We start from the raw sequence: 24659 nt of genomic DNA, 5'->3' as shown, positions 1-24659 counted from the left end.
CCGGCCGGCCTCGTGCCGGCCCCTTCGTTTCCGGGCATCCGCATGCAGATCGACACCAAGTTGCCGAAGGTCGGCACCACCATCTTCACCGTGATGAGCGTGCTCGCCGCCGAGCACGGGGCCGTGAACCTCGGCCAGGGCTTCCCCGATTTCGAGGTGCCATCGCCGCTGCGCGAGGCCCTGGCCCGCGCCATGGCGGAAGGCAGGAACCAGTACGCCCATATGGCCGGGGTGCCGGCCCTGCGCCAGGCCATCGCCGACAAGACCCTGCGCTGCTACGGCTACCGGCCGGACCCGGAGACCGAGATCACCGTGACATCCGGCGCCAGCGAGGCGATCTTCGATGCCATCGCCGCCGTCGTCCGCCCCGGCGAGGAGGTGATCGTCCTCGACCCCTGCTACGACTGCTACGAGCCGGCCATCGATCTTGCCGGCGGCCGTGCGGTGCATGTCCCGCTCGATCCGGCCACCTTCGCCGTGGACTGGCCCGCGGTGCGTGCCGCGGTGACGCCGAAGACCCGGCTGTTCCTGTTCAACACGCCGCACAATCCCTCGGGGGCGATGTTCGACGCCGGCGACATCGCCGAGCTGAAGCGCTTCGTGGCCGATTTCCCGCAGGTGCTGCTGCTCTCCGACGAGGTCTACGAGCACATCGTGTTCGACGGCCGCATCCACGAGAGCGTGCTGCGCCATCCCGAGCTTGCCGCGCGCGCCTTCGTCATCAGCAGTTTTGGCAAGACCTATCACTGCACCGGCTGGAAGGTCGGCTACTGCGTGGCGCCGCCCGCGCTCACCGCCGAGTTCCGCAAGGTGCACCAGTACAACACCTTCTGCACCTTCACCCCGGCGCAGTGGGCCTTTGCCGAGATGATCGAGAAGTTCCCTGAGCACTACGAGGAACTGGGCGCCTTCTACCAGGCCAAGCGCGACCGCTTCGCGGCCCAGCTCTCCACGACCAGGCTGAAGCCCCTGCCGGTGCCGGGGGGCTACTTCCAGCTCGTCGATTACTCGGCGGTGAGCGATCTCGACGATCTCGCGTTCTGCCGCTGGCTCACCATCGAGAAGGGCGTCACCGCCATCCCGTTGTCGCCGTTCTACGAGCGGCCCCCCGCGGGCCAGCGCCTGGCGCGCCTGTGCTTCGCCAAGAACGAGGCCACGCTGGATGCCGCCATCGAGCGGCTGGCGAAGCTTTGAGGCCGCGCTGATGAGCGAAGCCGCGTCCTCGAACGGGCCGGACCGTGACCTGCGCGTCGCCCTGGTGCAGGGCGACACCCGCTGGCACGACCCGGCGGGCAACCGCGCCTACTACGGCGGGCTGATCGCGCCGCTCGCCGGCCGCAGCGATCTTGTGGTGCTGCCGGAGACCTTCACCTCGGGCTTCAGCAACGAGGCGCTGGCGAGCGCCGAGGACATGCAGGGCCCGACCGTGGTCTGGATCCGGGAGCAGGCGAGGGCGCTCGATGCCGCCGTCTGCGGCAGCGTGCAGCTGCGGGTGGAGGGCGCGCAGGCCGAAGCGGAAGGCATCGCGCCGGGTGTCTACAACCGCCTGCTGTTCGCCACGCCGGAGGGCGGCCTCGTGCACTACGACAAGCGCCACCTGTTCCGCATGGCGAAGGAACACGAGCGCTATGCGGCCGGTGGCCGGCGCGTGTTCGTCGACTGGCGCGGCTGGCGGATCTTCCTGCAGGTCTGCTACGACCTGCGCTTCCCGGTGTACCTCCGCAACCGCTTCGACGCCACCCGCCCGGGCGCCTTCGACTACGACCTCGCGCTCTTCGTGGCGAACTGGCCGGCGGCCCGGGCATACGCCTGGACGACCCTGCTGCGCGCCCGCGCCATCGAGAACCTGGCCTGCGTGGTCGGCGTGAACCGTGTGGGCACCGACGGCAATGGCATTGCCTACCGCGGCGATTCCGCCGCGCTGGATCCGCTCGGTCAGCCGCTGGTCGAGGGCGATGCCGGGGAGCGCGTGCTGGAAGCGGTGCTCAGCGCCGAACAGCTCCGCGGACACCGCGAGCGCTTCCCGGCGCAGCTCGATGCCGACGACTTCGTGTTGCGCGACTGACGATGCGGCCGGGCTTCCAGATCCGCCACTGGGCCGCGCTCGCCCCGGGCCTGCGCGAGGCCGGGGACTGGCAGGCCTGGGCGCGTCATCCCGTGCCCCCCGCGGGGGCGCTGGAGGCGCCGCTGGCAGCGATGCCGGCGATGCAGCGCCGGCGCGTGGAGCGCGTCGGCCGTCTCGCTCTGGAAGTGGCCTATGCGGTGGACGGGCAGGGCGAGGCTCCCGATTTCGCCCGCCGCCCCATGGTCTTCGCCTCCCGCCATGGCGATGTGCTGCGCAGCGTGGGCCTGCTCGAGGCCCTGGACCGGGGCGAGCCGCTCTCGCCCACCCAGTTCGGGCTCTCGGTGCACAACGCCGTGGCCGCGCAGTACGGCATCGCCCGCGGCAGCACGGCCCCCTACAGCGCCGTGGCGGGGGGGCGCTGCAGTGCCGAAGCCGGACTCTGGGAGGCGCTGGCCTACCTCGACGAAGGCCATGACGAGGTGCTGCTGGTGGTTTTCGACGAGCCGCCGCCGGCCCTGTTCGCCCGCGATGCCGACGAGCCCGCCATCCCCTTCGCCTGGGCGCTGCGGATCGCGCCGGCCGCCGCCGGCGGGTTCCAGCTCCAGCCCGGGGCAGGGGCGGGGGAGATCGCTGCCCCCGAGGGGGCGGACCTGCCGCACGGGCTGGCCGTGCTGGCCTACCTGCTCGCCCCGACGGCGGCCTGGGCGGTCGAGGCCGATGACGGGGGCTGGTGCTGGCGGCATGCGGGCTGAGCTCGACCGGGCCTGGCGCATTCTCGCCACGGGCTTCAGTTTCCTGAGCTTCGGCCTCGGCGGGCTGCTGCTCTGGGCCTTCGTCTTTCCCTGGATCCGCTGGCGCCATCGCCACGATCCGCTGACCCGCCGCCTGGCCGCCCGGCGGGTGGTGCAGCGCAGCTTCGCCGCCTTCATCGAGGGCATGCGCCGCTTGGGCGTGCTCACCTACGAGTTCCACGGCGAGGAGAAGCTGGCCCGGCCGGGCCTGCTGGTGCTGGCCAACCACCCGACCCTGATCGACGTGGTGTTCCTGATCTCGCGCCTGCCGAACGCCGACTGCGTGGTGCGCGCCGGGCTCTTCTCCAATCCCTTCACCCGCGGGCCGGTGCGCGCCACCGACTACATCAGCAATGCCGGCGGCCCGGAACTGGTGGAGGACTGCATCCGCTCGGTCCGGGCCGGCAGCTGCCTCGTCATCTTTCCCGAGGGCACCCGCACCCGTCCCGGACAGCCGCCGGTGCTCCAGCGGGGTGCGGCCAACATCGCCGTACGTGGGGGGATCGACATCACTCCGGTGACGATCCGCTGCGATCCGCCCACCCTGAGCAAGGGCCTGCCCTGGTATCGGGTGCCAACACGCCGTTTTCACGTTACGATTCGGGTGCATGACGACATTTCCGTCACGTCCCTGACCGATCCGGGACGGGGAGAGGCCGTGCAGGCCCGGGATGTCACGGACTGGCTGAAGCGGTTTTTCTTCGAGGGTGGAGCGGATGGACGCACTGGTACGGGAGATCAAGGAACTGATCATCGAGTCGCTGGCGCTGGAGGACCTTCGGGTGGAGGACATCGATAGCAGCGCTCCTCTGTTCGTGGACGGCCTCGGGCTGGACTCGATCGACGCCCTCGAACTCGGCCTCGCCCTGCAGAAGCGCTTCGGGGTGCAGCTCTCCGCCGACGCCGCCGACAACCGCCGGCATTTCGCCTCGGTCGACAGCCTGGCGGCCTTCATCACCGCCCAGCGCGCCGCCTGATTCCGCAGGGAGCCCCGGCCATGACCCAGGACCAGATCTTCGAGCGGATCGTGCAGATCCTCGGCGAGACCTTCGGCATCGAGGCCGAGCGCGTCAGCCGCAGCGCGCGGCTCGGCGACGACCTCGACATCGACAGCATCGACGCGGTGGACCTCATCGTGCAGCTAAAGCCGATGATCGGCAGCAACCTCCGCCCGGAGGCCTTCAAGTCGGTGCGGACGGTCGGCGATGTCGTCGACGTGGTGCATTCGATGATGCACGCCACGGCCTGAGCCGCGTTCCCGTGTGGGTGGCGCTCACGGCGCTGGTGACCCTGGCCTATCCGCTGGTGGTCTACTGGGGCCTCGGCCATTGGGAACCGCGCGTGCTGGCCGGCCTCCTGGTGCTGGTGGCCCTGCTGCGCGCCTTTGCCAGCCGCGACCGGCTGTGGCGGGTGGCGGCGCTGGGGGCTGCCGCGCTGGCGCTCGTCTCGATGCTCGGCAATGCCCTGCTGCCGCTGAAGCTCTACCCGGTGCTGGTGAACGCGGTGCTGCTCGCGGTCTTCCTCTACAGCCTGCGGCATCCGCCGACGGTGATCGAGCGCCTGGCGCGCCTGCGCGAGCCGGCACTGCCCGAGCGCGGCGTGCGCTACACCCGCGGCGTGACCCGGGTCTGGGCGGGCTTCTTCGCCTTCAACGGCAGTATCGCGCTCGGCACCGCCCTGTTCGCCAGCGAGGCGGTGTGGGCCCTGTACAACGGTCTCGTCGCCTACGGGCTGATGGGCCTGCTGTTCGCCGGCGAATGGCTGGTGCGGCAGCGGGTGCGACGGGGGATCGGGGCATGAGCCGCCCGCGCCCCCTCGCCGACGTGGTCCGTGGCAGCGACGGGGCCTTCGGGCAGGCGGTGGCGCGCTCGGCCAGCGAGGCTGCCCGCGGGCCGATGGACCTCGCCCTGTTCGAGCCCGATCCCCTGCGTTTTGCCGCCGCCCTGCTCGGGGCCTGGCGGGCCGGCCGGCGGGTCTGGCTGGCCCCGGACCGGCAGCCGGCCACGCTGGCCGCCCTGCGGGCCGCGGGCGTGGCCCTCTGGGAACCCGGCGAGGCGGGAATCGATGCCGCCGGGCCGGCGCCGGCCTCGCCGATGGCGGACGCGGCCCTCGATCCGCAGCGCGAGTGCCTGGTGCTCTTCACCTCCGGCTCCACCGGGGCTCCCGAGCCCATCGGCAAGTCCCTGCGCCAGTTGGATGCCGAGATCGTGGCCCTCGAGGCCGTGTTCGGCCCCCGGATGGGAGGCGCGCGGGTGCTGGGCAGCGTCTCGCACCAGCACATCTACGGGCTGCTGTTCCGGGTGCTCTGGCCGCTGGCCTGCGGCCGCGACTTCGCCACGCCCCGGCTCGAGTTCCCCAGCCAGTGGCCGGCGCTGGCCGGGGCAGGGGAGGTACTGGTGACCACGCCCTCGGTGCTGGCGCAGTGGCCGGAGGCCGCTGCCCGCCCGGCGCCCCGGCGGGTGTTCTCGTCCGGCGGCCCCCTGCCGCCCGAGGTGGCCGAACGCGCTGCCCGGCACTTCGGCGCCCCGGTGCTGGAAGTGTTCGGCAGCACCGAGACCGGCGGCATCGCCTGGCGTGAGGCCAGCCCCGGCGCGGCCTGGCAGGCCCTGCCCGGGGTGGAGTGGCGGATCGAGGATGGGCGGCTCTGGCTGCGTTCGCCGCATCTGCCGGATCCGGCCGTCTGGCGCGACACCGCCGACCGCGCCGCCCCGGGCCCGGAGGGCGGTTTCCGCCTGCTCGGACGCGCCGACCGCATCGCCAAGATCGGCGAGAAGCGGGTCTCGCTGGACGGGCTGGAGCGGCAGCTTCTCGGCACCGGCCTGCTCGCCGAGGCGCGGGCCCTGCTGGTGCCGGGCCTGAAGCGGGCGCTGGCGGTGGTGGCGGTGCCCGATGCCGCGGGCCGCGCCCTGTGGCAGGCCGGCGGGCGGCGGCGCCTCGCCGCGGAGCTTCGGCATCGCCTGCTGGCCGAACGCGAGCCGGCCCAGGTGCCGCGGCACTGGCGCTTCGTGGCGACCCTGCCGCGCAATGCCCAGGGCAAGGTCACCGAGGCGGCACTGGCCGCCCTGTTCCGGCCCGGCGAACCGGAGCGCCTCGCGCGCTCGCGGGAGGGGAACGTGGCTTGCCTCAGCCTGCGCGTGCCCGAGGACCTGCGCTTCTTCGACGGCCACTTCGATGCCGCGCCGGTGGTGCCCGGGGTGGTGCTGCTCGACTGGGCGATCGCCAGCGCGGCCGAGGCCTTCGGCCATGTCCCGGCGCTCGGCGGGCTCGAGGTGCTGAAGTTCCAGCAGCTGGTGACGCCCGGCGCCATCCTGCAGCTGCGATTGGAGGCCGGGCCGGTGCCGGGCCTGGTCACGTTCCGCTACGAATCGGCGCTGGGCAGCCATGCCAGCGGCCGGTTGCGCTTCGCCGTGGGGGGCGAGGCATGAGCGGCATCCGGCCGATGGTGGTGATCCCGGTCTACGACCACGAGCATGCGATCGGCCATATGGTGGCGGCCGTGCGCCGCCACGGGCTGCCCTGCCTGCTGGTGGACGACGGCTCCTCGCCGCCCTGTGCCCGCGTGCTCGATGCCCTGGCCGCGGGCGACGAGGGGGTGCACCTCGAGCGCCTGCCGCAGAACCGCGGCAAGGGCGGGGCGGTGATGGCCGGCCTGCGCGCGGCGGCCCGCCTCGGGGCCAGCCATGCGGTGCAGATCGACGCCGACGGCCAGCACGATCCGGCGGATCTCCCGGCCTTCCTCGCCCTCGCCGAACGCCATCCGGAAGCCATCGTCTGCGGCGTGCCGCGCTACGACGCCTCGGTGCCGAAGGCGCGGCTCTATGGCCGCTACCTCACCCATGTCTGGGTGTGGATCAACACACTGAGCCTCGACATCCGCGATTCGATGTGCGGCTTCCGTGTCTATCCCCTGGCGTCGGTGCTGCCGCTCATCGAGGCCGAGGCGCCGGGCGAACGCATGGATTTCGACCCCGAGGTGCTGGTGCGCGCGCACTGGCGCGGCATCCCGGTGGTGAACCGCGAGACGCGGGTGACCTATCCGCTGGACGGCGTCTCGCACTTCGACGTGCTGCGCGACAACCTGCGCATCTCGGCCATGCATGCCCGGCTGTTCCTCGGCATGCTCCTGCGTCTGCCGCGCCTGCTCTGGCGCCGGGTGGCCGGATGAGCCTGGCCGCATCGCCACCGGCGCGGCCGGCCCCGCACTGGGCGCGGCTCGGCGAGAGCACCTTCGTGGCCGGGGTGTGGTTCCTCTACGGCTGTTACCGGCTGTTCGGGCGCTGGCCCTTCCGCCTGCTGCTGCTGCCGGTGGTGGCCTGGTACTGGGCCACGCGGCGGCTGGCGCGCAGGGCCTCGGCGGACTATCTCGGCCGCCTCGCCGCGGCCACCGGCCAGCCGCGCGCGGCGGGCAGCTTCGCCCACCTGTTCCGCTTCGCCGACACCCTGCTCGACAAGCTGGTGGCCACCAGCGGCCGCCTGCCGCGCGGCGCGGTGCGCTTCGAGGGCGCCGGCCATGTCGAGGCCCTGCTCGAGGCCGGCCGCGGCGGGCTCTTCCTCACCGCCCACATGGGCTGCCTCGAGGCCATGCAGGCGGCGGCCGGCTGGCGGCGCGGCCTGCGCATCACCATCCTCGTGCATACCGCGCATGCCGAACGCTTCAACCGGGTGCTGGAACGGCTGAACCCGGGTGGCCAGGTGCGGCTCCTGCAGGTCACGGCCCTGGGCCCGGAGCTGGCCCTCGATCTCGCCCGGCGGGTGGAGGCGGGCGAGTTCCTCGCCATCGCCGCCGACCGGGTGCCGCTGCAGGGCGATCGCGTGGTGCGGGTGCCCTTCCTCGGCCAGCCGGCGCCGTTCCCGGCCGGGCCCTACCTCGTGGCCTCGCTGCTGCAGTGCCCGGTGTTCACCCTCACCTGTACACGCGCCGCCGATGGGCGGGCCTACGAGGCCCGCATCGCGCCCTTCGCCGAACGCATCGTGCTGCCGCGGGCGCGCCGCGAGGCCGCACTCGCGGAACAGGCCGCCCGCTTCGCCGCCACGCTCGAGGCCGCCTGCCGGCGCTCGCCGCTCGACTGGTTCAACTTCTATCCGTTCTGGGATCAAGCCACCGATGGACGCCCGCCCGCGCCCTGACCTTCCCGCCATTCCCGTCGGCGAGCGCCCGCTCGCCATCGGCGAGGTGGCCGCCATCGCCGGGGGCCATGCCCGCGTCCGGCTCTCGGACGATGCCGCCTTCACCGCGCGCATCGAGCGCGGCGCCGCCTTCGTCGAGCGCCTGATCGCCGAGGATGGCGTGATCTACGGCGTCACCACCGGCTACGGCGACAGCTGCACCGTGGCCATCCCGCCGGCCCTGGTGAACGAGCTGCCGCACCACCTCTTCACCTACCACGGCTGCGGCGCCGGCCGCCTGCTCACGCCGGAGGAGACGCGCGCGGTGCTGGTGGCGCGGCTGGTCTCGCTGGCCCGCGGGATGTCCGGCGTCAGCCTCGGCCTCCTCCGGCAGATCGAGGCCTTCCTGCACCACGACCTGCTGCCGCGGATTCCCGCCGAGGGCTCGGTGGGGGCGAGCGGCGACCTCACGCCCCTGTCCTACCTCGCCGCCGCCCTCTGCGGCGAGCGCGAGGTGTGGCTGGCCGGCGAGGTGCTGCCCGCGGCCGAGGCCCTGCGCCGCGTCGGCCTTGCGCCGCTGCGCCTCAGGCCCAAGGAAGGCCTGGCGCTGATGAACGGCACCGCGGTGATGACCGGGCTGGCCTGCCTCGCCTTCGAGCGCGCCCGCTACCTCGCCGCGCTCGCCACCCGGATCACGGCGCTGAACGTGTTCGCCAGCGCCGGCAACGCTCACCACTTCGACGAGGGACTGTTCGCCGCCAAGCCGCACCCGGGGCAGGGCCGGGTGGCGGCGCGCCTGCGCGAGGACCTGGCCTCCGACCGCCCGCCGCGCAACGAACAGCGGCTGCAGGACCGCTACTCGCTGCGCTGCGCCCCGCACGTGATCGGCGTGCTCGAGGACGCGCTCGATCTCGTGCGCGGCCTGATCGAGACCGAGCTCAACAGCGCCAACGACAACCCGCTGATCGACCCCGACCGCGAGACCGTGCTGCATGGCGGGCACTTCTACGGCGGGCACATCGCCTTCGCGATGGACAGCCTGAAGAACGCCATCGCCAACGTCGCCGACCTGCTCGACCGCCAGCTCGCCCTGCTGGTCGATGCCCGCTACAGCCATGGCCTGCCGGCGAACCTCTCGGCCTCGACGGGCCCGCGGGCGGCGATCAACCATGGCCTGAAGGCGGTGCAGATCAGCGTCTCGGCCTGGACCGCGGAGGCCCTGAAGCAGACGATGCCGGCCTCGGTGTTCTCGCGCTCCACCGAGTGCCACAACCAGGACAAGGTGAGCATGGGTACCATCGCCGCCCGCGACTGCCTGCGCGTGCTCGAGCTTTCCGAGCAGGTGGCCGCGGCCCTGCTGCTGGCCGCCCGCCAGGGCGTGGCGCTCCGCCAGCGCCTCGAGCCCGGCCATGCCCTGCCGGCGCCGCTGGCCGCCATGCAGGCCGAGCTCGAGGAACGCATTCCCCTGATCGAAGAGGACCGCGCGCTCGATGGCGAACTGTCCGCCCTCGTCGCCGCCATCCGCCAGCGTGCCTGGAGGCTGTATGCGTCCTGAGTGGAGCCATGTGGTCGAGTTGAGCCCGGCCTTCCACGACCTCGACCCGATGGGCATCGTCTGGCACGGCCATTACTTCAAGTACTTCGAGATCGCCCGCTGCGCCCTGCTGCAGCGCCTCGACTACGACTACGAGCAGATGCGCGACAGCGGCTATGCCTGGCCGGTGGTGGACCTGCGCACCAAGTACATCCGCCCGCTGCGGTACGGGCAGGCCCTGCAGGTGGAGGCGCGCATCACCGAATGGGAGAACCGCCTGCGGGTGGACTACCTGATCCGCGACCGCGCAAGCGGCCTCGTGCACACCCGGGCGCATACCCTGCAGGTGGCGGTGGAACTCGCCAGCGGCGAGCTGCAACTCGTGACACCGGCGGTGTTCCGCGAGCGGCTGGGGGTGGCGGGATGAGCCGTCGTGCGTCGGCGCTGCTCGCCGCGCTCCTGCTCTGCCCGCTGGCAGGGGCGGCCGCGTCGCCGCCGGTCACGGAGCCGGTGGCGTCCGCCTTGCCGGTATCGCCGGCCGCCGTGCTTCGCGCCGGCTTCGTGCAGGAGCGCCGGCTGCCGGGCTTCCGCCAGCCGCTGCGCTCGGAGGGCGAACTGCTGCTGGTGCGCGGGGAGGGCCTGCGCTGGGAGGTGCGGGCGCCTTTCCCCAGCACCACGATCCTGCAGCGCGGCCGGCTGCGCCTGCGTGATGCCGAGGGGCGGGAGCAGGCCCCGGGGGCAGAAGCCGGGGCGGGCCTGGCGCGGCTGCTGCAGTCGCTGCTGGAGGCCCTGCTCTCGGCCGACCGCAAGGCCCTGGCGGAGCATTTCGTGGTGGAGGAGGCCCCTGCGCCGCGCGAGGGCGCCTGGGCCCTCGTGCTGACACCGAGCGACCCCCTGCTGGCCGCGGCCTTCCGCCGCATCGCGGTGGAGGGCGCTGCGCAGGTGGAGCGCCTCCGCCTCGAGGAACGCGAGGGCGCCGAAGTGCGCCTGCGCTTCCACGACACCCGCACCCTGCCGGTGGCAGGGGACGCCGAGCGCCGCGCCCTTGACTGAGGCCGGGCGCCACCGCTGGCAGCAGGGGCTGGCCGCCGCCTGGGGCCTGGCCGTGCTGGCGCTGGCCGTCGGGCTTTGGCAGTTCCTGCGCGCGCCGGCGCTCGACACCGACGTACTGGCGCTGCTGCCCACGGAGCAGCGCGATGCCCGCATCGCCCAGGCCGCCGAGGCGGTGGCCGGGCAGGGCACGGGCGAGCTGTTGTTCCTGCTGCGCTCCTCCGATGCAGCGGCGGCGCGGCAGGCGGCTGCGGTCCTGCGCGGGGTGCTGCACGAGCGCCACCTGCCGCTCGAGGAGCTCGTCGCGGCCCTGCCGGCGGCCGGGGCCCTCGATGTGTTGCGCCCCTGGCAGCGCGGGCTGGTGGCCGAGGCCCTGCGCGAGCCTTTGCGTTCGCGGCCGGCGGAGGACTGGGCCGAGGCCGCCCTGGCGCGGCTCTATTCGCCGCTCGCGTTCGCGCCGGGGCCGGGCGTGCTCGAAGACCCGCTGGGCCTCGCCTCGGCCTGGTGGCAGGCGCGGGCGCGCGGGCTCTCGTTCACCCAGGGCGAGTGGCAGCGGTCGTTCGCGGACGGGAGCGAGGCCGTGCTGCTGCGCTTCCGCCATGCCGGGGGCGCGTTCCGGGTGGATGGGGGAAGCCCGCTGGCCGGGGCGGTCAAGGAGGCGCGGGAGCGGATCGCCGCCCTCGATGGCGCGCCGGTGGCCCTGCTGGCGGCGGGCGTGCCCCTGATCGCCGAGGCCGCCGCCGCGCAGGCGGCCGCCGAGATGAACACCATCGGCCTTGGCTCCCTGCTGGCCGTGGTGCTGCTCGTCGCCCTGTGCTTCCGCAGCCCGCTTCCGGTGCTGCTGGTGGGCAGCTCCCTACTGGTCGGCGTGGGCGCCGCCCTGGTGGTCACCGGCTGGGTGTTCGGCGAGGTGCATGTGCTCACCCTGGTCTTCGGCGCCAGCCTCGTCGGCGTGGCCGAGGACTACGGCATCCATTACTTTGCTGCCCGGCAGGGCGACCCCGCGCGCCCGGGCATCGCCCAGCTCGACCACCTGCTGCCGGGCCTGCTGCTCGCTCTTGCCACCAGCGTGCTCGCCTATGCCGCGATCGGCCTCGCGCCTTTTCCGGGCCTGCGGCAGATGGCGCTGTTCTCGGCGGTGGGCCTACTGGCGGCCTTCCTCACCGTGGCCTGCTGGTTCCCGCTGTGGCCGAAGCGGGCCCCGGCGCCGTCCGGGCTCTCGCGCCGGGTGTCGCAAAGCCTCGCCGCCTGGCCGCGGCTTGGCGGAGGGGGCTGGGCTTCGCGCCGGTTCGCCCCGGCGCTGCTGCTGGGCACGCTGGCCATCGCCATCGCCGGCCTGTTCCAGCTGCGGGCCGACGACCAGCTGCGCGCGCTGCAGGGCGTGCCGGCGGGCGTGCTGGAGGAGCAGCAGGCGCTGGCCCGGCTGCTCGACCTGCCGAGCCCGGCGCAGTTCTTCCTCGTCGAGGCCGCGGACACCGAAGCCCTGCTGCAGCGCGAGGAGGCGCTCATCGAGGGGCTACGCCGGCTTCGCCATGAGGGCCTGCTGAGTGGCTGGCAGGCGCTGGCCGAGGCCGTGCCTTCGGCGCAGCGCCAGCGCGAGGACCGGGAGGTGGTGGCCGCACTCGAATCGGCCGTGCGCCAGCGCCTGGGCGAAGCCCTGGGCCAGCCGCTGCCGGCCCCCGCCGCCGATGCCGCGGACGGCCCCGAGGCCGCGCTCGGGCTCCATGACTGGCTGGCCTCGCCGCTGTCGCAGGCGGAGCGCCCCCTGTGGCTCGGCGAGCAGGAGGGCCGCGTGGCCAGCCTGGTGCGGGTCTCCGGCATCGGCCCCGAAAGCCTGCCGGCGCTCGCGGCGCTCGCCGGCGAGGGCGTGCGCTGGGTCGACCGCAGCGCCGAGTACTCAGAGCTGCTCGCCCGCTACCGCGTGCAGATCCAGGGCTGGCTGGCGCTGGGCGTGGCCGGCGTGGCCCTGCTGCTGTGGCTGCGCTTCGGCCGCCGCGCCTGGCGGGCGCTCCTGCCGACCCTGCTCGCCGGGGCGCTGGCGCTCGGCGTGCAGGGCCTGCTCGGCGAGCCCCTGCAGCTGTTCAACGTGCTGGCCCTGATGCTGCTGCTCGGCGTCGGCATCGACTACGGCATCTTCCTGCTCGAGCATCAGGACGATGGTGCCAGCTGGCTTGCCGTGTCGCTGGGCGCGGCGAGCACGCTGCTCGCCTTCGGCCTGCTCGCGCTTTCGCAGACCCCGGCCCTGCACGGCTTCGGCCTGACCATGCTGGTCGGCGTCGGGGCGGTCTGGGCGCTCTCCCCGCTGTTCCGTCCACCGCCGCGGGATGCGGCGCTCCTCCTCCGTTCCAGGGATCCTTTCCATGCGTCATGAAACCGCCGACATCCTGATCATCGGCGCCGGTCCGGCCGGCGCCGTGGCCGCCGGCCTGCTGCGCAAGCAGGGCCGCGAGGTGCTGATCCTCGAGCGCGAGCAGTTCCCGCGCTTCTCCATCGGCGAGAGCCTGCTGCCGCAGAGCATGCAGTTCATCGAGGCTGCCGGCATGCTGCAGGACGTGGTGGAGGCCGGCTTCCAGTACAAGAACGGCGCCGCCTTCGTGCGTGGCGACCAGCGCACCTTCTTCGATTTCCGCGACAAGTTCAGCCCCGGCTGGGGCACCACCTACCAGGTGCAGCGCGCCGATTTCGACAAGGTGCTGGCCGATGCCGCCGAGCGCGCCGGGGCCCGGGTGCGCTACCGCCACGAGGTGATGGCGGTCGACCTGAACGGTGGCTCGCCCATCGTCACCGTGCGTGACAACAGCGAGGGCGCAACGCAGGGCGAGGTCTACCAGGTGCAGGCCCGCTTCCTGCTCGATGCCAGCGGCTTCGGGCGCATCCTGCCGCGGCTGCTGAAGCTCGAGACGCCCTCGCGCTTCCCCGCGCGCGGGGCGATCTTCACCCACGTCGCCGACGGCACCGCGCCGGGCAGCTGGGACCGCAACAAGATCCTGATCAGCGTGCATCCCGAGCACTGCGACATCTGGTACTGGACCATTCCCTTCTCGAACGGGCGCTGCTCGCTCGGCGTGGTGGCCGAGACCCAGGTGCTGGAACGCTATGCCGGCACCGAGACCGAGCGCCTCAAGGCCATCGTCGCCGAAGAGCCCGGGCTGCGTGCCCTGCTCGCCAACGCCACCTGGGATACGCCGGCACGCTCGATCATCGGCTACTCGGCCAACGTCAGTTCGCTGTGGGGCCCGGGCTTCGCCCTGCTCGGCAATGCCGGCGAGTTCCTCGACCCGGTGTTCTCCTCCGGCGTCACCATCGCCTTCAAGTCGGCGCATCTCGCGGCCACCTGCCTCGAGCGCCAGGCGCGCGGCGAGGCGGTGGACTGGCAGGCCGACTATGCCGACCCGCTGCGCCGCGGCGTGGATACGTTCCGCGCCTTCGTCGAGTCGTGGTACGCGGGCGGCTTCCAGAACATCATCTTCCACCCCACGCCCTCGCCCGACATCCGCCGCATGATCAGCGCCATCCTCGCCGGCTACGCCTGGGACCCGTCGAATCCCTACGTCGCCGACACCAAGCGCCGCCTTGCCGTGCTGGAGGAGCTGTGCAGCCGCTGAAGCCTCCGGCCGCCAGCGCCCCCTGCCGCCTGCCGGCCTCCGCCCTGCTGGCGGGCCTGTGCGCGCTGCTGCTGGCGGCCTGTGCCAGTGCGCCGCGGGGCGGGGCGCCATGGCCGCTCTCGCCGCGCGAGCTGCCGGCCCCCCTGCACCTGCAGCAGCAGCTGCGGATCGAGCGGGGCGGCGAGTCGCGCCAGTTCGAGGCCCTGCTGGAGGCCGATGCCGAGGCCGTGCAGCTTGCCGTGCTGGCGCTGGGGCAGGTGGCCCTGCGCCTGCGCTGGGATGGCGAGCGGCTCGAGGAATGGCGCGCCGCCTGGCTGCCGCCGCAGCCCGGGGGCCGGGACGTGCTGCAGGACCTGCAGTTCGCGCTCTGGCCGCTCGCCGCCCTTCGGCGTGCCGCCCCGCAGGGCTGGCGCGTGGAGGAGCAGGAGGGGCAGCGCACGGTGTGGCAGGGCAGGGCACTGGTGGCGCGGATCGGGGCCGGCGAGCCCGGGCACTGGCGCATCGAGCGGCCTCGGGCCGGCTACGTGCTGGAGATCCGCTCGGTGGCGGCGGAGGGCGCGCCATGAGCGGAAACGCCGCGGCCCGGGCGCCGGTCTACCTCAATGCCCTCGGCCTGTGCTGCGCGCTCGGTCCCCGGGCCGAGGTGGTGGCGGCACGCCTCTTCCGTGACGCGCCCGAGCCGGGCGTGCAGCCCTCCACGGCCTTCCTCGGGCGTCGGCTCATGGTGGGCGAGGTGCCCGGCGAACTGCCCACGCTCGACGAATACCCGCTGCCCCTGCGCGGCCGGAACAATGCCCTGCTGCGGCTGGCGCTGGACGATCTCGGCGCGGCCCTGCCGGCGGCGCTGGAGGGCGTGGCGCCGGAGCGCGTCGCCATCGTGCTCGGCAGCAGCACCTCGGGCATCGGCGAGACCGAGCGCGCCTTCCGGCAGCGGGACCTCCACGGCGGCCTGCCCGCCGACTTCCATTACGCGATGCAGGAGATGGGCATGCCGGCGCGCTTCCTCGCCCATGTGCTTGGATTGCCGCAGGCGGCGCAGAGCGTGATCTCCACCGCCTGCTCCTCGAGCGCCAAGGCGCTGGCTACCGCGGCCCGGTTGGTGCAGGGCGGGCGGGCCGACCTGGTGATCGCCGGCGGCGCCGATTCGCTCTGCGGCTTCACCCTGGCCGGGTTCTCGGCGCTGGAGGCGGTGTCGGAGGAGCGCTGCAATCCGTTCTCGGCGAACCGCCGCGGCATCAACATCGGCGAGGGCGCGGCGCTGTTCCTGGTCTCGCGCCGGCCCGGCCCGGTGCGACTCTGCGGCTGGGGCGAGAGCGCCGATGCCCACCACATGTCGGCGCCCGATCCGGCGGGGCGGGGCGCACGCCTCGCCATCGAGGCCGCCCTGCACGGCGCCGGCCTCGATGGCAAAGCCATCGACTACGTCAACCTGCATGGCACGGCTACGGCGCAGAACGATGCGATGGAGGCGCCGGTCAGCGCGGCGCTCTACGGCGCGCAGGTGCCGATGAGCTCCACGAAGCCACTCACCGGGCATGCCTTGGGCGCTGCAGGGGCGATCGAGGCGGGCTTGTGCTGGCTGATGCTGGCGCGCAACCCGGACGCCTGGCTGCTGCCCCAGCTCTGGGATGGCCACCCGGATCCGGCCCTGCCGCCGCTGCGCTTCGTCGCGCCCGGCGAGCGCGCCACGCGGCCGCTGCGCCATGTCGCCAGCCACAGCTTCGCCTTCGGCGGCAGCAATGCCGCGCTGGTTCTGGGGGCGGCATGAGCGAGCCGATCGCCCCGCTGATGCCCCATGCCCGCGGCATGTGCTGGCTGCATACCCTGCACGAGGCCAGCGAGGAGCATGTGCTGGCCGAGGCCTTGCCCGGCTTCGACCATCCCTTCGCGAGGCCGGAGGGCATCGCCATCTGGCATGGCCTCGAATACATGGCCCAGGCCGTGGCCGCCTGGGCCGGCTGGCAGGCCCGCCGGCGCGGCGAGCCGCCGGCCATCGGCTTCCTGCTCGGTACCCGGCGCTATGCCTTCGGGCCCTCGCATATCGCGCTCGACCGCCCGCTGCTCATCCGCGTGCGGCGCGAATTCTTCTCCGACAACGGCCTCGGGCAGTTCCGCTGCGAGCTGGAGCAAGGAGGGCAGGGTATCGCCAGTGCCTCGCTCTCCGTGTTCGAGCCGCCCGATGCCCAGGCCTTCCTGCAAGGAACCCCCAGCCCATGAGCTCCACCGACTCCCGGCGCACGGTGCTCGTCACCGGCGCCAGCCGCGGCATCGGCCGCGCCATTGCCGAACGCCTCGGCCGCGAAGGCTATGCCGTGGTCGTGCACTACCGCCGCGGCCAGGCCGAGGCCGAGGCCGTGGCCGGCCGCATCCGCGAGATGGGCGGCGAGGCGCGCCTGCTCGGCTTCGACGTGGCCGACCGCGCCGCGGCCGCGGCCGCCCTCACAGCCGACATCGAGGCCCACGGCGCCTACTACGGCGTGGTCTGCAATGCCGGCATCGCCCGCGACAACGCCTTCCCGGCCATGAGCGGCGAGGACTGGGATGCCGTCATCCACACCAATCTCGATGCCTTCTACAACGTGCTGAACCCGCTGGTGATGCCGATGGTGCGCCGGCGCGCCCCGGGGCGGATCATCACCCTCGCCTCGGTGTCCGGCCTCGTTGGCAACCGCGGGCAGGCCAACTACAGCGCGGCCAAGGCCGGCATCATCGGCGCCACCAAGGCACTGGCGGTCGAACTCGCCAAGCGCGCCATCACCGTGAACTGCATCGCGCCGGGCCTGATCGATACCGAGATGCTGAGTCCGGAGATCGTCGAGGAGGCCCTGGCCATGGTGCCGGCCCGCCGCCTCGGGCGCCCCGAGGAAGTGGCGGCGCTGGCGGCCTTCCTGCTCTCCGACGAGGCGGGCTACATCACCCGGCAGGTGATCTCGGTGAACGGAGGCATGGTCGGATGAAGCGGGTCGTCATCACCGGGGCAGGCGTGCTCTCGCCCCTGGGCCACGACTGGGCCAGCGTGCGCGCCCGCCTCGAAGCCCGCCGCAATGCGGTGCGGGTCTTCCCCGACTGGGCGCAGTACCACGGCCTCAATACCCGCATGGGCGTGCCTTGCGAGCCCTTCGAACTGCCGCCGCACTACAACCGCAAGACCACCCGCAGCATGGGGCGCGTGGCCCTGATGGCGGTGCGCGCCAGCGAGCTCGCGCTGGCCGATGCCGGCCTGCTCGACTCGCCCCTGCTGCGTTCCGGCAAGCTCGGCATCAGCTACGGCTCCTCGGCCGGAACGCCGGCCTCGATGAGCGATTTCGGCCGCATGGTGCTGGAGAAGACCACCGACACCATCAATGCCACCACCTACATCAAGATGATGGCGCACACCGCGCCGGTGAACATCGGGGTGTTCTTTGGCATCACCGGCCGCATCATCACCACCAGCAGCGCCTGCACCTCCGGCAGCCAGGGCATCGGCTATGCCTACGAGGCGATCCGATCGGGGCGGCAGGTGGCAATGCTCGCCGGAGGGGCGGAAGAGCTCGACGTCACCGACGCCGCGGTGTTCGACGTGCTGTTCGCCACCAGCTGCCGCAACGAGGCCCCGGAGGCCACGCCGCGGCCCTTCGACGCCAAGCGCGATGGCCTCGTGATCGGCGAGGGCGCCTGCACCCTGGTGCTGGAGGAGCTGGAGCATGCCCGGGCGCGCGGCGCCCGCATCCTCGCCGAGGTCGTCGGCTACGGCACCAATTCCGACGGCCAGCACGTGACCCAGCCGAACGCCGCCACCATGGCGCAGGCCATGCGCCTCGCCCTCGAGGATGCCGGCCTGCCGCCCGAGGCCATCGGCTACGTGGCAGCGCACGGCACCGCCACCGAGCATGGCGACATCGCCGAGAGCCTGGCCACGCAGGACGTCTTCGGGCCGCGCCTGCCGGTGAGCGCCCTGAAGAGCTATACCGGCCATACCCTCGGCGCCTGTGGCGCCCTCGAGAGCTGGGTGGCCGTGCAGATGATGCGCGAGGGCTGGTTCCATCCCACCCTGAACCTCACCGAGCCCGACCCGCGCTGCGGCGAGCTCGACTACCTCGTGGGCGAGGGGCGTCGCATCGATACCGAGTACGTCGTCAACAACAACTTCGCCTTCGGCGGCATCAACACCTCGCTGGTGTTCCGCCGCTGGCCCTGATCCCCCCGCCCCGGGGCGTCCAGGGCATCCACCACCCAACGGAGTGACCGATGCGTTCCATCCTGCTTCCTGCCCTCGTTCTCGCCGCCTGCGCCAGCAGCAGCGCCGATGCCCGCAACACCCGCCACGAGATCGATTTCGCCGCCACCGTGGAGCGTGGCCTGCGCGAGGGCGTGCTCGATGGCAGCGTGCGCTTCTTCCTCGCCGGGCAGGCGCATCCGGCGGTGCGACAGGCGCTCGGCAACGGCGCCAGCAGCCGCAAGACCAATGCCGCCAACAAGAGCGACGAGGAAGCCTGCCAGTGGGCCGCGCTCACCGTGCTCAAGGCCTTCCAGCAGCAGGCGAAGACCCGGGGGGCGAACGCGGTGGTGAACCTCGTGAGCAACTACGACCGCGTCGAGTTCCGCGGCGAGGGCACCTACGAGTGCCGCGCCGGCGCGATCATGGCCGGCGTGGCCCTGAAGGGCGAGTACGCCCTGCTCGCCGACTGAAGGCCTCAGTCGACGTCCGGGGCGCCTTCGGGCAGGCGCGGACCACGTCCGCCCCGGCCCGGACGGCGCTGGCCGCCACGCGGCCCTTCCTGTCCGGCCTTGCCGAAGGGGCGTTCGCCGCGCGGCCTGCGCGGCGGCGCCACCCGGGAGACGGTGTCCACGCCTTCCGGCACATACCAGCTGCGGAAGGCTCCCGAGGCGCTGTCGACGCCGCCGGCCACGGCCTTCGGTCCGCGGCCCTTGCCACCGAAGGGCTTGGCGCCGGGCCCAGCCTTGCCGGCCCCGGGCTTGCCCGGGCCGGCTTTCTTGCCAAAGGCCTTCTTGCCTGCCGACTTCCCGGCGTTCCGGGGAGCGCGGCCATCCACCGGCAGGTCGGCGCCCATCGGGCCGACGAAGGCCTTGGCCCCCTTCTTGCCGTAGACCTTGCCTCCGGGACGCCCGCGCCCCCGAGTCGGGCGCTCCTCGCGGAGGTGGTCGAAGCGGCGCAGTTCGCGCTCTTCCTGGTCGAGAGCGCCATTCACGTAGGCCGGGCCGCGCTGCTCGCGGCGCACCTCGATCGCCTGTTTCGCGGCCCGGCGCTGGCCGATCACCGGCTGCAGGGTGAGCACCGGGGCCTGGTCCGTCAGCCCGAACTGGCGGCGCAGGGCCTCCACCTGCCCGGCCGGCATCTCCATGCTCTGGCCGCGCAGCAGTTCGCGCGGCAGCACCACGCTGCCGTAGCGCACGCGCTTGAGGCGGCTCACGGTGAAGCCCTGGCTGTCCCAGAGGCGGCGCACCTCGCGGTTGCGGCCCTCCTTGATGACCACGCGGAACCAGGCGTGCGATTCACTGGCGCCGATGGCCTCGATCTCGTCGAACTTCGCCGGGCCGTCGTCGAGCTGCACACCTCGCTTCAGGCGCTCGATCACCGCTTCCGGCACTTCGCCGTGGATGCGGCAGACGTACTCGCGCTCGACGCCATTCGAGGGGTGCATCAGGGCATTGGCCAGCTCGCCATCGGTGGTGAGCAGGAGCAGGCCGGTGGTATTGATGTCGAGCCGGCCCACGGCGATCCAGCGCGCGCCCTTCAGCCGCGGCAGCGATTCGAAGATGGTCGGTCGGCCCTCGGGGTCCTCGCGGGTGGTCACCTGGCCTTCGGGCTTGTTGTAGAGCAGCACCGCCGGCGGCTCGGTGAGGGCGGTGGCCACGAAGGCCTTGCCGTCCAGCTCGATGCGGTCGCCGCCGCGCACGGTACGGCCCAGCTCGGCCACTTCGCCATTCACCCGCACGTCGCCGCGGGCGATGCGTTCCTCGAGCGAGCGGCGCGAGCCGAGGCCGGCCTGCGCCAGCACCTTGTGCAGGCGTTCTTCGATGGCCGGCGTGGCCGGCGGGGTCCCGCGCTTCAGCGAGAGGGTCTTGCGTTGGGTCTGGTCGTTCATCGGGATCAGGGCGCGTCATCGCCAAGGGCGGGCGCGCGTTCTTCGGGGAGGGGCTCGGACGCCGTCACGACGTCGTTGGTATCGCCCGCGTCATCGGCGACGGGGGCGGCTTCCCCGGCCGGAGAGCCGGGGGCGGAAGGGGCGGGCGCGGCTGTGCCGTCCGCCGGCATCGCCGCGGCGAGGGCCTGCACCGGCAGGGGCGCCTCGAGCGGCAGCTGCGGTTCCAGCTCGCCGATGTCGCGGATCTCCGACAGCGGCGGCAGTTCGTCCAGGGACTTCAGGTTGAAGTAGTCGAGGAAGGCGCGGGTGGTGCCGAACAGCGCCGGCCGGCCCGGCACGTCGCGGTGGCCGACCACCCGGATCCACTCGCGTTCCTCGAGCATCTTGATGATGTTGGCATTCACCGCCACGCCGCGGATCTGCTCGATCTCGCCGCGGGTGATCGGCTGGCGGTAGGCGATCAGGGCGAGCGTCTCGAGGGTGGCGCGGGTGTAGCGCTGCGGCCGCTCGGCGAACAGCCGCGAGACCCAGGGCTGCAGTTCGCGCTGCACCTGGAAGCGGAAGCCGGAGGCCACCTCGACCAGGGCCACGCCGCGCTGGGCGCAGGCCTCCTGCAGGGCGGCGATGGCCTGCTCGATGCTGCCGCGCGGCGCCGGCTCGTCCTCCGGGAACAGGGCGTAGAGCTGGGCCAGCGTGAGCGGCTGCGGCGAAGCCAGCAGGGCGGCCTCGACGATGCGCTCCACCAGGCGTCCGTCGGCGAGCGGTACTTCCTTCGGCGGCGGCTCGAGGGCGAAGTCGGCAGGGAGGTCTTCGGTACTCATCGTCACGCAGGAAAGAGGATCAGGCCGTGGCGAGGCCATCGTCGCCATCGGCGGGGAGGGCGGGCCCGGCATCTCCGTCGCCGGTTTCCATGCCGGCGGCCGGGCCGCCGTCCTTGTCGAGGCGCTCGGAGAGCGCCCGCACGTAGATCGGGGAGAGCGGCGCCTCCTGCACGATCTCGATCAGACGCTCCTTGGCCAGTTCGAGGATCGCGAGGAAGGTCACCACCACGCCCAGCCGCCCTTCCGCCGGCTCGAACAGGGTGGTGAAGCCGGTGAAGGCATCCGCCGAGAGCCGCCCCAGCACCTCGCCCATGCGCTGGCGCACGCTCAGGGCCTCGCGCTTGATGGCGTGGCGGCTGAACAGCTCGGCGCGCTTCAGGACGTCGCGCAGGGCCAGCAGCATCTCGCGCAGTTCCACCCGGGGCGGTTCGCTGCGCAGCGAGCGCTCGCCAGGATCGGCATGCGCCACCACGGTGTCGCGCTCCAGCCGGGGCAGGGCGTCGAGATCCTCGGCCGCCTTCTTGAAACGCTCGTATTCCTGCAGCCGGCGCACCAGCTCGGCGCGCGGGTCGGCCTCCACGCCTTCCTCGGCCGGCGGGCGCGGCAGCAGCATCCGCGACTTGATCTCGGCGAGGATGGCGGCCATCACCAGGTACTCGGCGGCGAGTTCGAAGCGCAGTTCCCGCATCACCTCGATGTAGCCGATGTACTGGCGGGTGATCTCGGCCACCGGGATGTCGAGGATGTCGAGGTTCTGCCGGCGGATCAGGTAGAGCAGCAGGTCGAGCGGGCCCTCGAAGGCCTCGAGGATCACCTCGAGCGCATCCGGCGGGATGTAGAGATCCTGCGGCATCTGCAGGATCGGCTGGCCGTGGACGATGGCCAGCGGCATTTCCTGCTGCTGCGGCGGCGTCGGGAAGACGTCGGCGGTGCTCGGCACGCTGTCGCTGGGGACCACGGGCCCTCCGGGGCACTGGGTGGCGGGAATGGGGCCGGGGTCAGCCGGCGTCCACGGCTTGGAATCCTTGGCGGACCACCTCGGGGGTGGGGCCGGTGCAGTCGATGATGCTGGTCGGCCCGGGCTCGCAGTGGCCGGCATCCAGCATCACGTCCACCGCCTGCAGCCAGTGCCCGGCGACTTCCTCGGCCTCGTGTCCGAGGAAGGCGGCCTCGTCGGCGTCCATCCCGGGCGGCCTTGGCGTGGCGGACAGCAGCACGCCGCCCGAGGCCTCCAGCAGCGCCTGCGCGACGGGATGGCCGGGGATACGGATGCCGATGTCGCGCCGCTTGCTTCGGCTGCCCTGCTTCAAGCGGTTCGGAAGCTGGCCGGAAGCCGGCAGGACGAAAGTGACCGGCCCGGGGCTCAGGCGGCGCAGCAGGCGGAAGGCCGGATCATCGAGCCTTGCAAACCGGCTGGCGTCGCTGATGGACCGGCAGCATAGGGTGAAGGGATGGTGCTTGTCCAGTTGCCGCAGGCGGCGCACCCGTTCCTCCGCCGCGAGGCCGTCCAGGGCCCAGACGAGGGCATAGCCGGCATCGGTGGGGCAGAGCACCAGGCCGCCGCCCTCCAGCGCGCGGGCGGCGCGGTCGATGTGGCGGGCATGCGGCGTGGCGGGATGGACCTCCAGCCGCTGGGCATCGCCGCGGACCACCTAGGGCCGCGTCCCGGGCATCGCCAGTGCCTGCATGCCGCTCAACGGCGGGGCGCGGCCGGCTTCTTGGCCAGTTCGTCCACCATCGGGCCGAACTCGATCGGCTCGGGCGGCGCGAGCGAGCGCACCCGGTCGCGGGCCTGCGGACGGCCGCCACTGCTCACCGAGGCGATGCTGAAGCGCTCCTGCACCGAGATCACCTGCACCTCGCCCACCGGGGTCTCGGTGGCGCCGAGCGAGATGCCGGTCTCGGGGTCGATCAGGGCCTCGCCGGGGCGGACCACGGCGAGGCGGTCGCCGACGTCGACCGTGCCGGTGCCGAGGTTGAGGTAGGCCTGGTTGCCCTCGACCTTGATGATGCTGCCGGTGGCCGGCTTGGCGCCGATCTGCTTGGCCAGCTCGAACACCGCCTCGTTGATCGAGGCCATCACCGCCTGGCCGATCGGGGTGCGCGAGTAGGCGCCGACGAAGCCCCCCAGGGCGCCACCGCCGCCGAGGGCAAGACCGCCGAAGGCGATGCCCGATTCCGTCACCGTGCGCTCGATCTGCTTGGTGAACACCACCTCGCTGGTGGTGGCGTCGATCAGGCGGATGTTCATGCCGAGCGAGGCCGAGCCGGATTTCACGTTGACGCCGCTGGCGAGCGCCCCGAGCCCACCCAGGCGGCTGCCGCCGAAGGCGTTCGCCAGGCCGCCCAGGTTGGTGGTCTGGGCGTTGGTGCCCGGGTCGTAGGCGGTGATCACCGCCTCCACGAGGTACTCGGCGCCGAGGATCTGGCCCATGCCGGCCGCCGAGGGCGTGGCCACCCGGCCGCTGGCGCCGAAGTCCTGCTCCTGCAGCACGTTGCCGATGGCCTGGCGCTCGACGAGGCGGAAGCGGCCGCTCTGGTTGAGGGCATCGGTGATCATGGCCTCGATGCCGTTCACCGGCACCGTGCGGTAGGCCCATTCGATGTTGCTCGAGCCGTACTGGTCCATGGCGGTGTAGCTCGCCACGGTCGAGGTGTTGTCGATCTTGCTCACCGCCACGCGGGCCTTGCGCCCGGCATAGGGCGACCAGCGCAGCTGCACGAGGCGCAGGGTGTTCACCGGGCCGAGGTCGCGGGGCAGGGCGATCTCCTGGCCGCCCACCGCGGAGTAGGCAAGCGGTTCGGCGGCCACGCCGGAGGCGGCGAGGCTTGCCAGGAAGGCGAGGAGCAGGGGGCGGAGCGGGGTGCGGAAGGACGGCATTCGGAGGCTCCCGGCAGGAGGCAGGGCAGGGGGGAAGACGTCTTCCGGCCAGTCTAGCCCAAGGCCTGCCGCCCGCTACACTGGACGGATGCCGACGAGCGCAATTCCTACCCGCCACTACCTCATCCTCGGACGCGATGCCGCGGGGACGGCCGAGCGCCGTGCCGTGGCCCGTCCGGCCCATCTCGCCCGCCTCGAGGCCCTGCGTGCCGAGGGGCGGCTCGTGCTGGCCGGTCCGCTGCCGGCCCGGGACGGCGTACCGCCGGCCGAGGGCGGGGCCCAGGGCAGCCTGATCGTGGCCGCCTTCGAGGACCTGGCCGCCGCCCGGGCCTGGGCCGAGGCCGATCCCTACGTGGCCGCCGGGGTCTATGCCGCGGTCGAGGTGCTGCCTTTCCAGCCGGTGCTGCCATGAGGCCGGAGGAGCGCGTGGCGGCCATCGAGGCGCGGCTGCGGGCCGCCCTGGCCCCGCTCGAGCTCGAGGTGCAGGACGAGAGCCACCGCCACCGCGGCCATGCCGGGGCGGCTGACGGGCGGGGGCATTTCGCCGTCCGCCTCGTCAGCGAGGCCTTCCGCGGCCAGCGGCCGCTGGCCCGCCACCGCCTGGTCTACGCGGCGCTCGGAAGCCTGATGGAGACGGACATCCATGCCCTCGCCATCCGGGCGTTCGCCCCCGGCGAGGGCGAGCCGCTAGACTGACCGGCCGTCCGATCCGGCCCC

At 72.9% G+C, this 24659-nt stretch carries 27 protein-coding genes and 1 pseudogene; 23 read left to right on the top strand and 5 right to left on the bottom strand.

Annotation, left to right across the window (positions count from 1 at the left end):
• Window positions 1–42 precede the first annotated feature (42 nt).
• From G408_RS0101665 to G408_RS0101565, 21 genes are read left to right on the top strand one after another with little or no spacing between them, the layout of a single operon-like run.
• Complete coding sequence (locus G408_RS0101665; RefSeq protein WP_028769679.1) at window positions 43–1194, top strand: pyridoxal phosphate-dependent aminotransferase; 1152 nt, start codon at window positions 43–45, stop codon at window positions 1192–1194.
• 10 nt (window positions 1195–1204) lie between these two features.
• Window positions 1205–2065 (top strand): amidohydrolase, encoded by an 861-nt coding sequence (locus G408_RS0101660; RefSeq protein WP_051282492.1) that lies wholly within the window; start codon window positions 1205–1207, stop codon window positions 2063–2065.
• Between the two features lie 2 nt (window positions 2066–2067).
• Window positions 2068–2817, top strand: coding sequence for a beta-ketoacyl synthase chain length factor (locus G408_RS0101655; RefSeq protein WP_028769677.1), 750 nt, complete (start codon window positions 2068–2070; stop codon window positions 2815–2817).
• On the top strand, window positions 2807–3655 hold the full coding sequence (locus G408_RS12590) for a lysophospholipid acyltransferase family protein (RefSeq protein WP_084628009.1): 849 nt from the start codon (window positions 2807–2809) through the stop codon (window positions 3653–3655). Before G408_RS0101655 ends, G408_RS12590 begins: the two co-directional genes overlap by 11 nt.
• Entirely contained in the window at window positions 3573–3833 is a 261-nt protein-coding gene (locus G408_RS0101645; RefSeq protein ID WP_028769676.1) for a phosphopantetheine-binding protein, read from the top strand. Before G408_RS12590 ends, G408_RS0101645 begins: the two co-directional genes overlap by 83 nt.
• A 20-nt stretch (window positions 3834–3853) precedes the next feature.
• Window positions 3854–4105, top strand: coding sequence for an acyl carrier protein (locus G408_RS0101640; RefSeq protein WP_028769675.1), 252 nt, complete (start codon window positions 3854–3856; stop codon window positions 4103–4105).
• A gap of 11 nt (window positions 4106–4116) precedes the next feature.
• Window positions 4117–4656: a COG4648 family protein gene (locus G408_RS0101635; protein WP_028769674.1), complete on the top strand. Its 540-nt coding sequence runs from the start codon at window positions 4117–4119 to the stop codon at window positions 4654–4656.
• Entirely contained in the window at window positions 4653–6281 is a 1629-nt protein-coding gene (locus G408_RS12585) for an ApeI family dehydratase (RefSeq protein ID WP_051282491.1), read from the top strand. Before G408_RS0101635 ends, G408_RS12585 begins: the two co-directional genes overlap by 4 nt.
• Window positions 6278–7021: a glycosyltransferase family 2 protein gene (locus tag G408_RS0101625; RefSeq protein WP_037411736.1), complete on the top strand. Its 744-nt coding sequence runs from the start codon at window positions 6278–6280 to the stop codon at window positions 7019–7021. Before G408_RS12585 ends, G408_RS0101625 begins: the two co-directional genes overlap by 4 nt.
• Window positions 7018–7983, top strand: coding sequence for a lysophospholipid acyltransferase family protein (locus G408_RS0101620; RefSeq protein WP_028769672.1), 966 nt, complete (start codon window positions 7018–7020; stop codon window positions 7981–7983). Before G408_RS0101625 ends, G408_RS0101620 begins: the two co-directional genes overlap by 4 nt.
• Window positions 7961–9517: an HAL/PAL/TAL family ammonia-lyase gene (locus tag G408_RS0101615; protein WP_037411733.1), complete on the top strand. Its 1557-nt coding sequence runs from the start codon at window positions 7961–7963 to the stop codon at window positions 9515–9517. Before G408_RS0101620 ends, G408_RS0101615 begins: the two co-directional genes overlap by 23 nt.
• The gene (locus tag G408_RS0101610; protein ID WP_028769670.1) at window positions 9507–9923 is read left to right on the top strand and encodes an acyl-CoA thioesterase; all 417 of its coding nucleotides are present in this window, start codon (window positions 9507–9509) and stop codon (window positions 9921–9923) included. Before G408_RS0101615 ends, G408_RS0101610 begins: the two co-directional genes overlap by 11 nt.
• Window positions 9920–10549, top strand: a complete 630-nt coding sequence (locus G408_RS14655; RefSeq protein WP_051282490.1) for an outer membrane lipoprotein carrier protein LolA — start codon at window positions 9920–9922, stop codon at window positions 10547–10549. The genes G408_RS0101610 and G408_RS14655 overlap by 4 nt, the downstream gene beginning before the upstream one ends.
• A complete protein-coding gene (locus G408_RS15455; protein ID WP_051282489.1) occupies window positions 10542–12917 on the top strand; it encodes an MMPL family transporter in 2376 nt (791 codons plus the stop codon). Before G408_RS14655 ends, G408_RS15455 begins: the two co-directional genes overlap by 8 nt.
• Window positions 12907–14151, top strand: a complete 1245-nt coding sequence (locus tag G408_RS0101595) for an NAD(P)/FAD-dependent oxidoreductase (protein ID WP_028769669.1) — start codon at window positions 12907–12909, stop codon at window positions 14149–14151. The genes G408_RS15455 and G408_RS0101595 overlap by 11 nt, the downstream gene beginning before the upstream one ends.
• Entirely contained in the window at window positions 14139–14717 is a 579-nt protein-coding gene (locus G408_RS0101590; RefSeq protein WP_051282488.1) for a DUF3261 domain-containing protein, read from the top strand. Before G408_RS0101595 ends, G408_RS0101590 begins: the two co-directional genes overlap by 13 nt.
• Window positions 14714–15919, top strand: a complete 1206-nt coding sequence (locus tag G408_RS0101585) for a beta-ketoacyl-ACP synthase (protein ID WP_028769667.1) — start codon at window positions 14714–14716, stop codon at window positions 15917–15919. Before G408_RS0101590 ends, G408_RS0101585 begins: the two co-directional genes overlap by 4 nt.
• Entirely contained in the window at window positions 15916–16368 is a 453-nt protein-coding gene (locus G408_RS12570) for a hotdog family protein (protein WP_037411731.1), read from the top strand. Before G408_RS0101585 ends, G408_RS12570 begins: the two co-directional genes overlap by 4 nt.
• Window positions 16365–17108 carry a 3-ketoacyl-ACP reductase FabG2 gene (locus G408_RS0101575; protein ID WP_037411728.1) on the top strand — a complete coding sequence of 248 codons (744 nt, stop codon included), beginning with the start codon at window positions 16365–16367 and terminating at the stop codon, window positions 17106–17108. Before G408_RS12570 ends, G408_RS0101575 begins: the two co-directional genes overlap by 4 nt.
• Entirely contained in the window at window positions 17105–18331 is a 1227-nt protein-coding gene (locus tag G408_RS0101570) for a beta-ketoacyl-ACP synthase (RefSeq protein ID WP_028769665.1), read from the top strand. Before G408_RS0101575 ends, G408_RS0101570 begins: the two co-directional genes overlap by 4 nt.
• Before the next feature lie 50 nt (window positions 18332–18381).
• Window positions 18382–18822 (top strand): hypothetical protein, encoded by a 441-nt coding sequence (locus G408_RS0101565; RefSeq protein ID WP_028769664.1) that lies wholly within the window; start codon window positions 18382–18384, stop codon window positions 18820–18822.
• A 5-nt stretch (window positions 18823–18827) separates the two neighbouring features.
• Here G408_RS0101565 and G408_RS0101560 read toward each other — a convergent pair whose 3' ends face one another.
• The 5 genes and pseudogenes from G408_RS0101560 to G408_RS0101540 form a co-directional block, all read right to left on the bottom strand.
• Window positions 18828–20240, bottom strand: a complete 1413-nt coding sequence (locus G408_RS0101560) for a pseudouridine synthase (protein WP_028769663.1) — start codon at window positions 20238–20240, stop codon at window positions 18828–18830.
• Between the two features lie 14 nt (window positions 20241–20254).
• Window positions 20255–21061, bottom strand: a pseudogene (gene scpB / locus G408_RS12565) (SMC-Scp complex subunit ScpB); the annotation flags it as partial.
• 19 nt (window positions 21062–21080) lie between these two features.
• Window positions 21081–22019 carry a segregation and condensation protein A gene (locus G408_RS12560; RefSeq protein ID WP_425423330.1) on the bottom strand — a complete coding sequence of 313 codons (939 nt, stop codon included), beginning with the start codon at window positions 22017–22019 and terminating at the stop codon, window positions 21081–21083.
• 40 nt (window positions 22020–22059) lie between these two features.
• Complete coding sequence (locus G408_RS0101545) at window positions 22060–22713, bottom strand: L-threonylcarbamoyladenylate synthase (RefSeq protein ID WP_028769662.1); 654 nt, start codon at window positions 22711–22713, stop codon at window positions 22060–22062.
• 41 nt (window positions 22714–22754) lie between these two features.
• Window positions 22755–23942 carry a CsgG/HfaB family protein gene (locus G408_RS0101540; RefSeq protein ID WP_028769661.1) on the bottom strand — a complete coding sequence of 396 codons (1188 nt, stop codon included), beginning with the start codon at window positions 23940–23942 and terminating at the stop codon, window positions 22755–22757.
• Between the two features lie 88 nt (window positions 23943–24030).
• Between G408_RS0101540 and G408_RS0101535 the strand changes: the two genes are divergently transcribed.
• Together G408_RS0101535 and G408_RS0101530 are read left to right on the top strand one after the other, a co-directional pair.
• Window positions 24031–24354 carry a YciI family protein gene (locus G408_RS0101535; RefSeq protein WP_037411725.1) on the top strand — a complete coding sequence of 108 codons (324 nt, stop codon included), beginning with the start codon at window positions 24031–24033 and terminating at the stop codon, window positions 24352–24354.
• Window positions 24351–24638: a BolA family protein gene (locus tag G408_RS0101530; RefSeq protein WP_037411722.1), complete on the top strand. Its 288-nt coding sequence runs from the start codon at window positions 24351–24353 to the stop codon at window positions 24636–24638. The genes G408_RS0101535 and G408_RS0101530 overlap by 4 nt, the downstream gene beginning before the upstream one ends.
• Window positions 24639–24659 lie beyond the last annotated feature (21 nt).

The sequence above is a fragment of the Silanimonas lenta DSM 16282 genome (assembly GCF_000429065.1).
Lineage (GTDB): Bacteria > Pseudomonadota > Gammaproteobacteria > Xanthomonadales > Xanthomonadaceae > Silanimonas > Silanimonas lenta.
The sequence above is the reverse complement of the archived record's forward strand: the minus strand, read 5'-3'. Positions and strand labels throughout refer to the sequence as shown.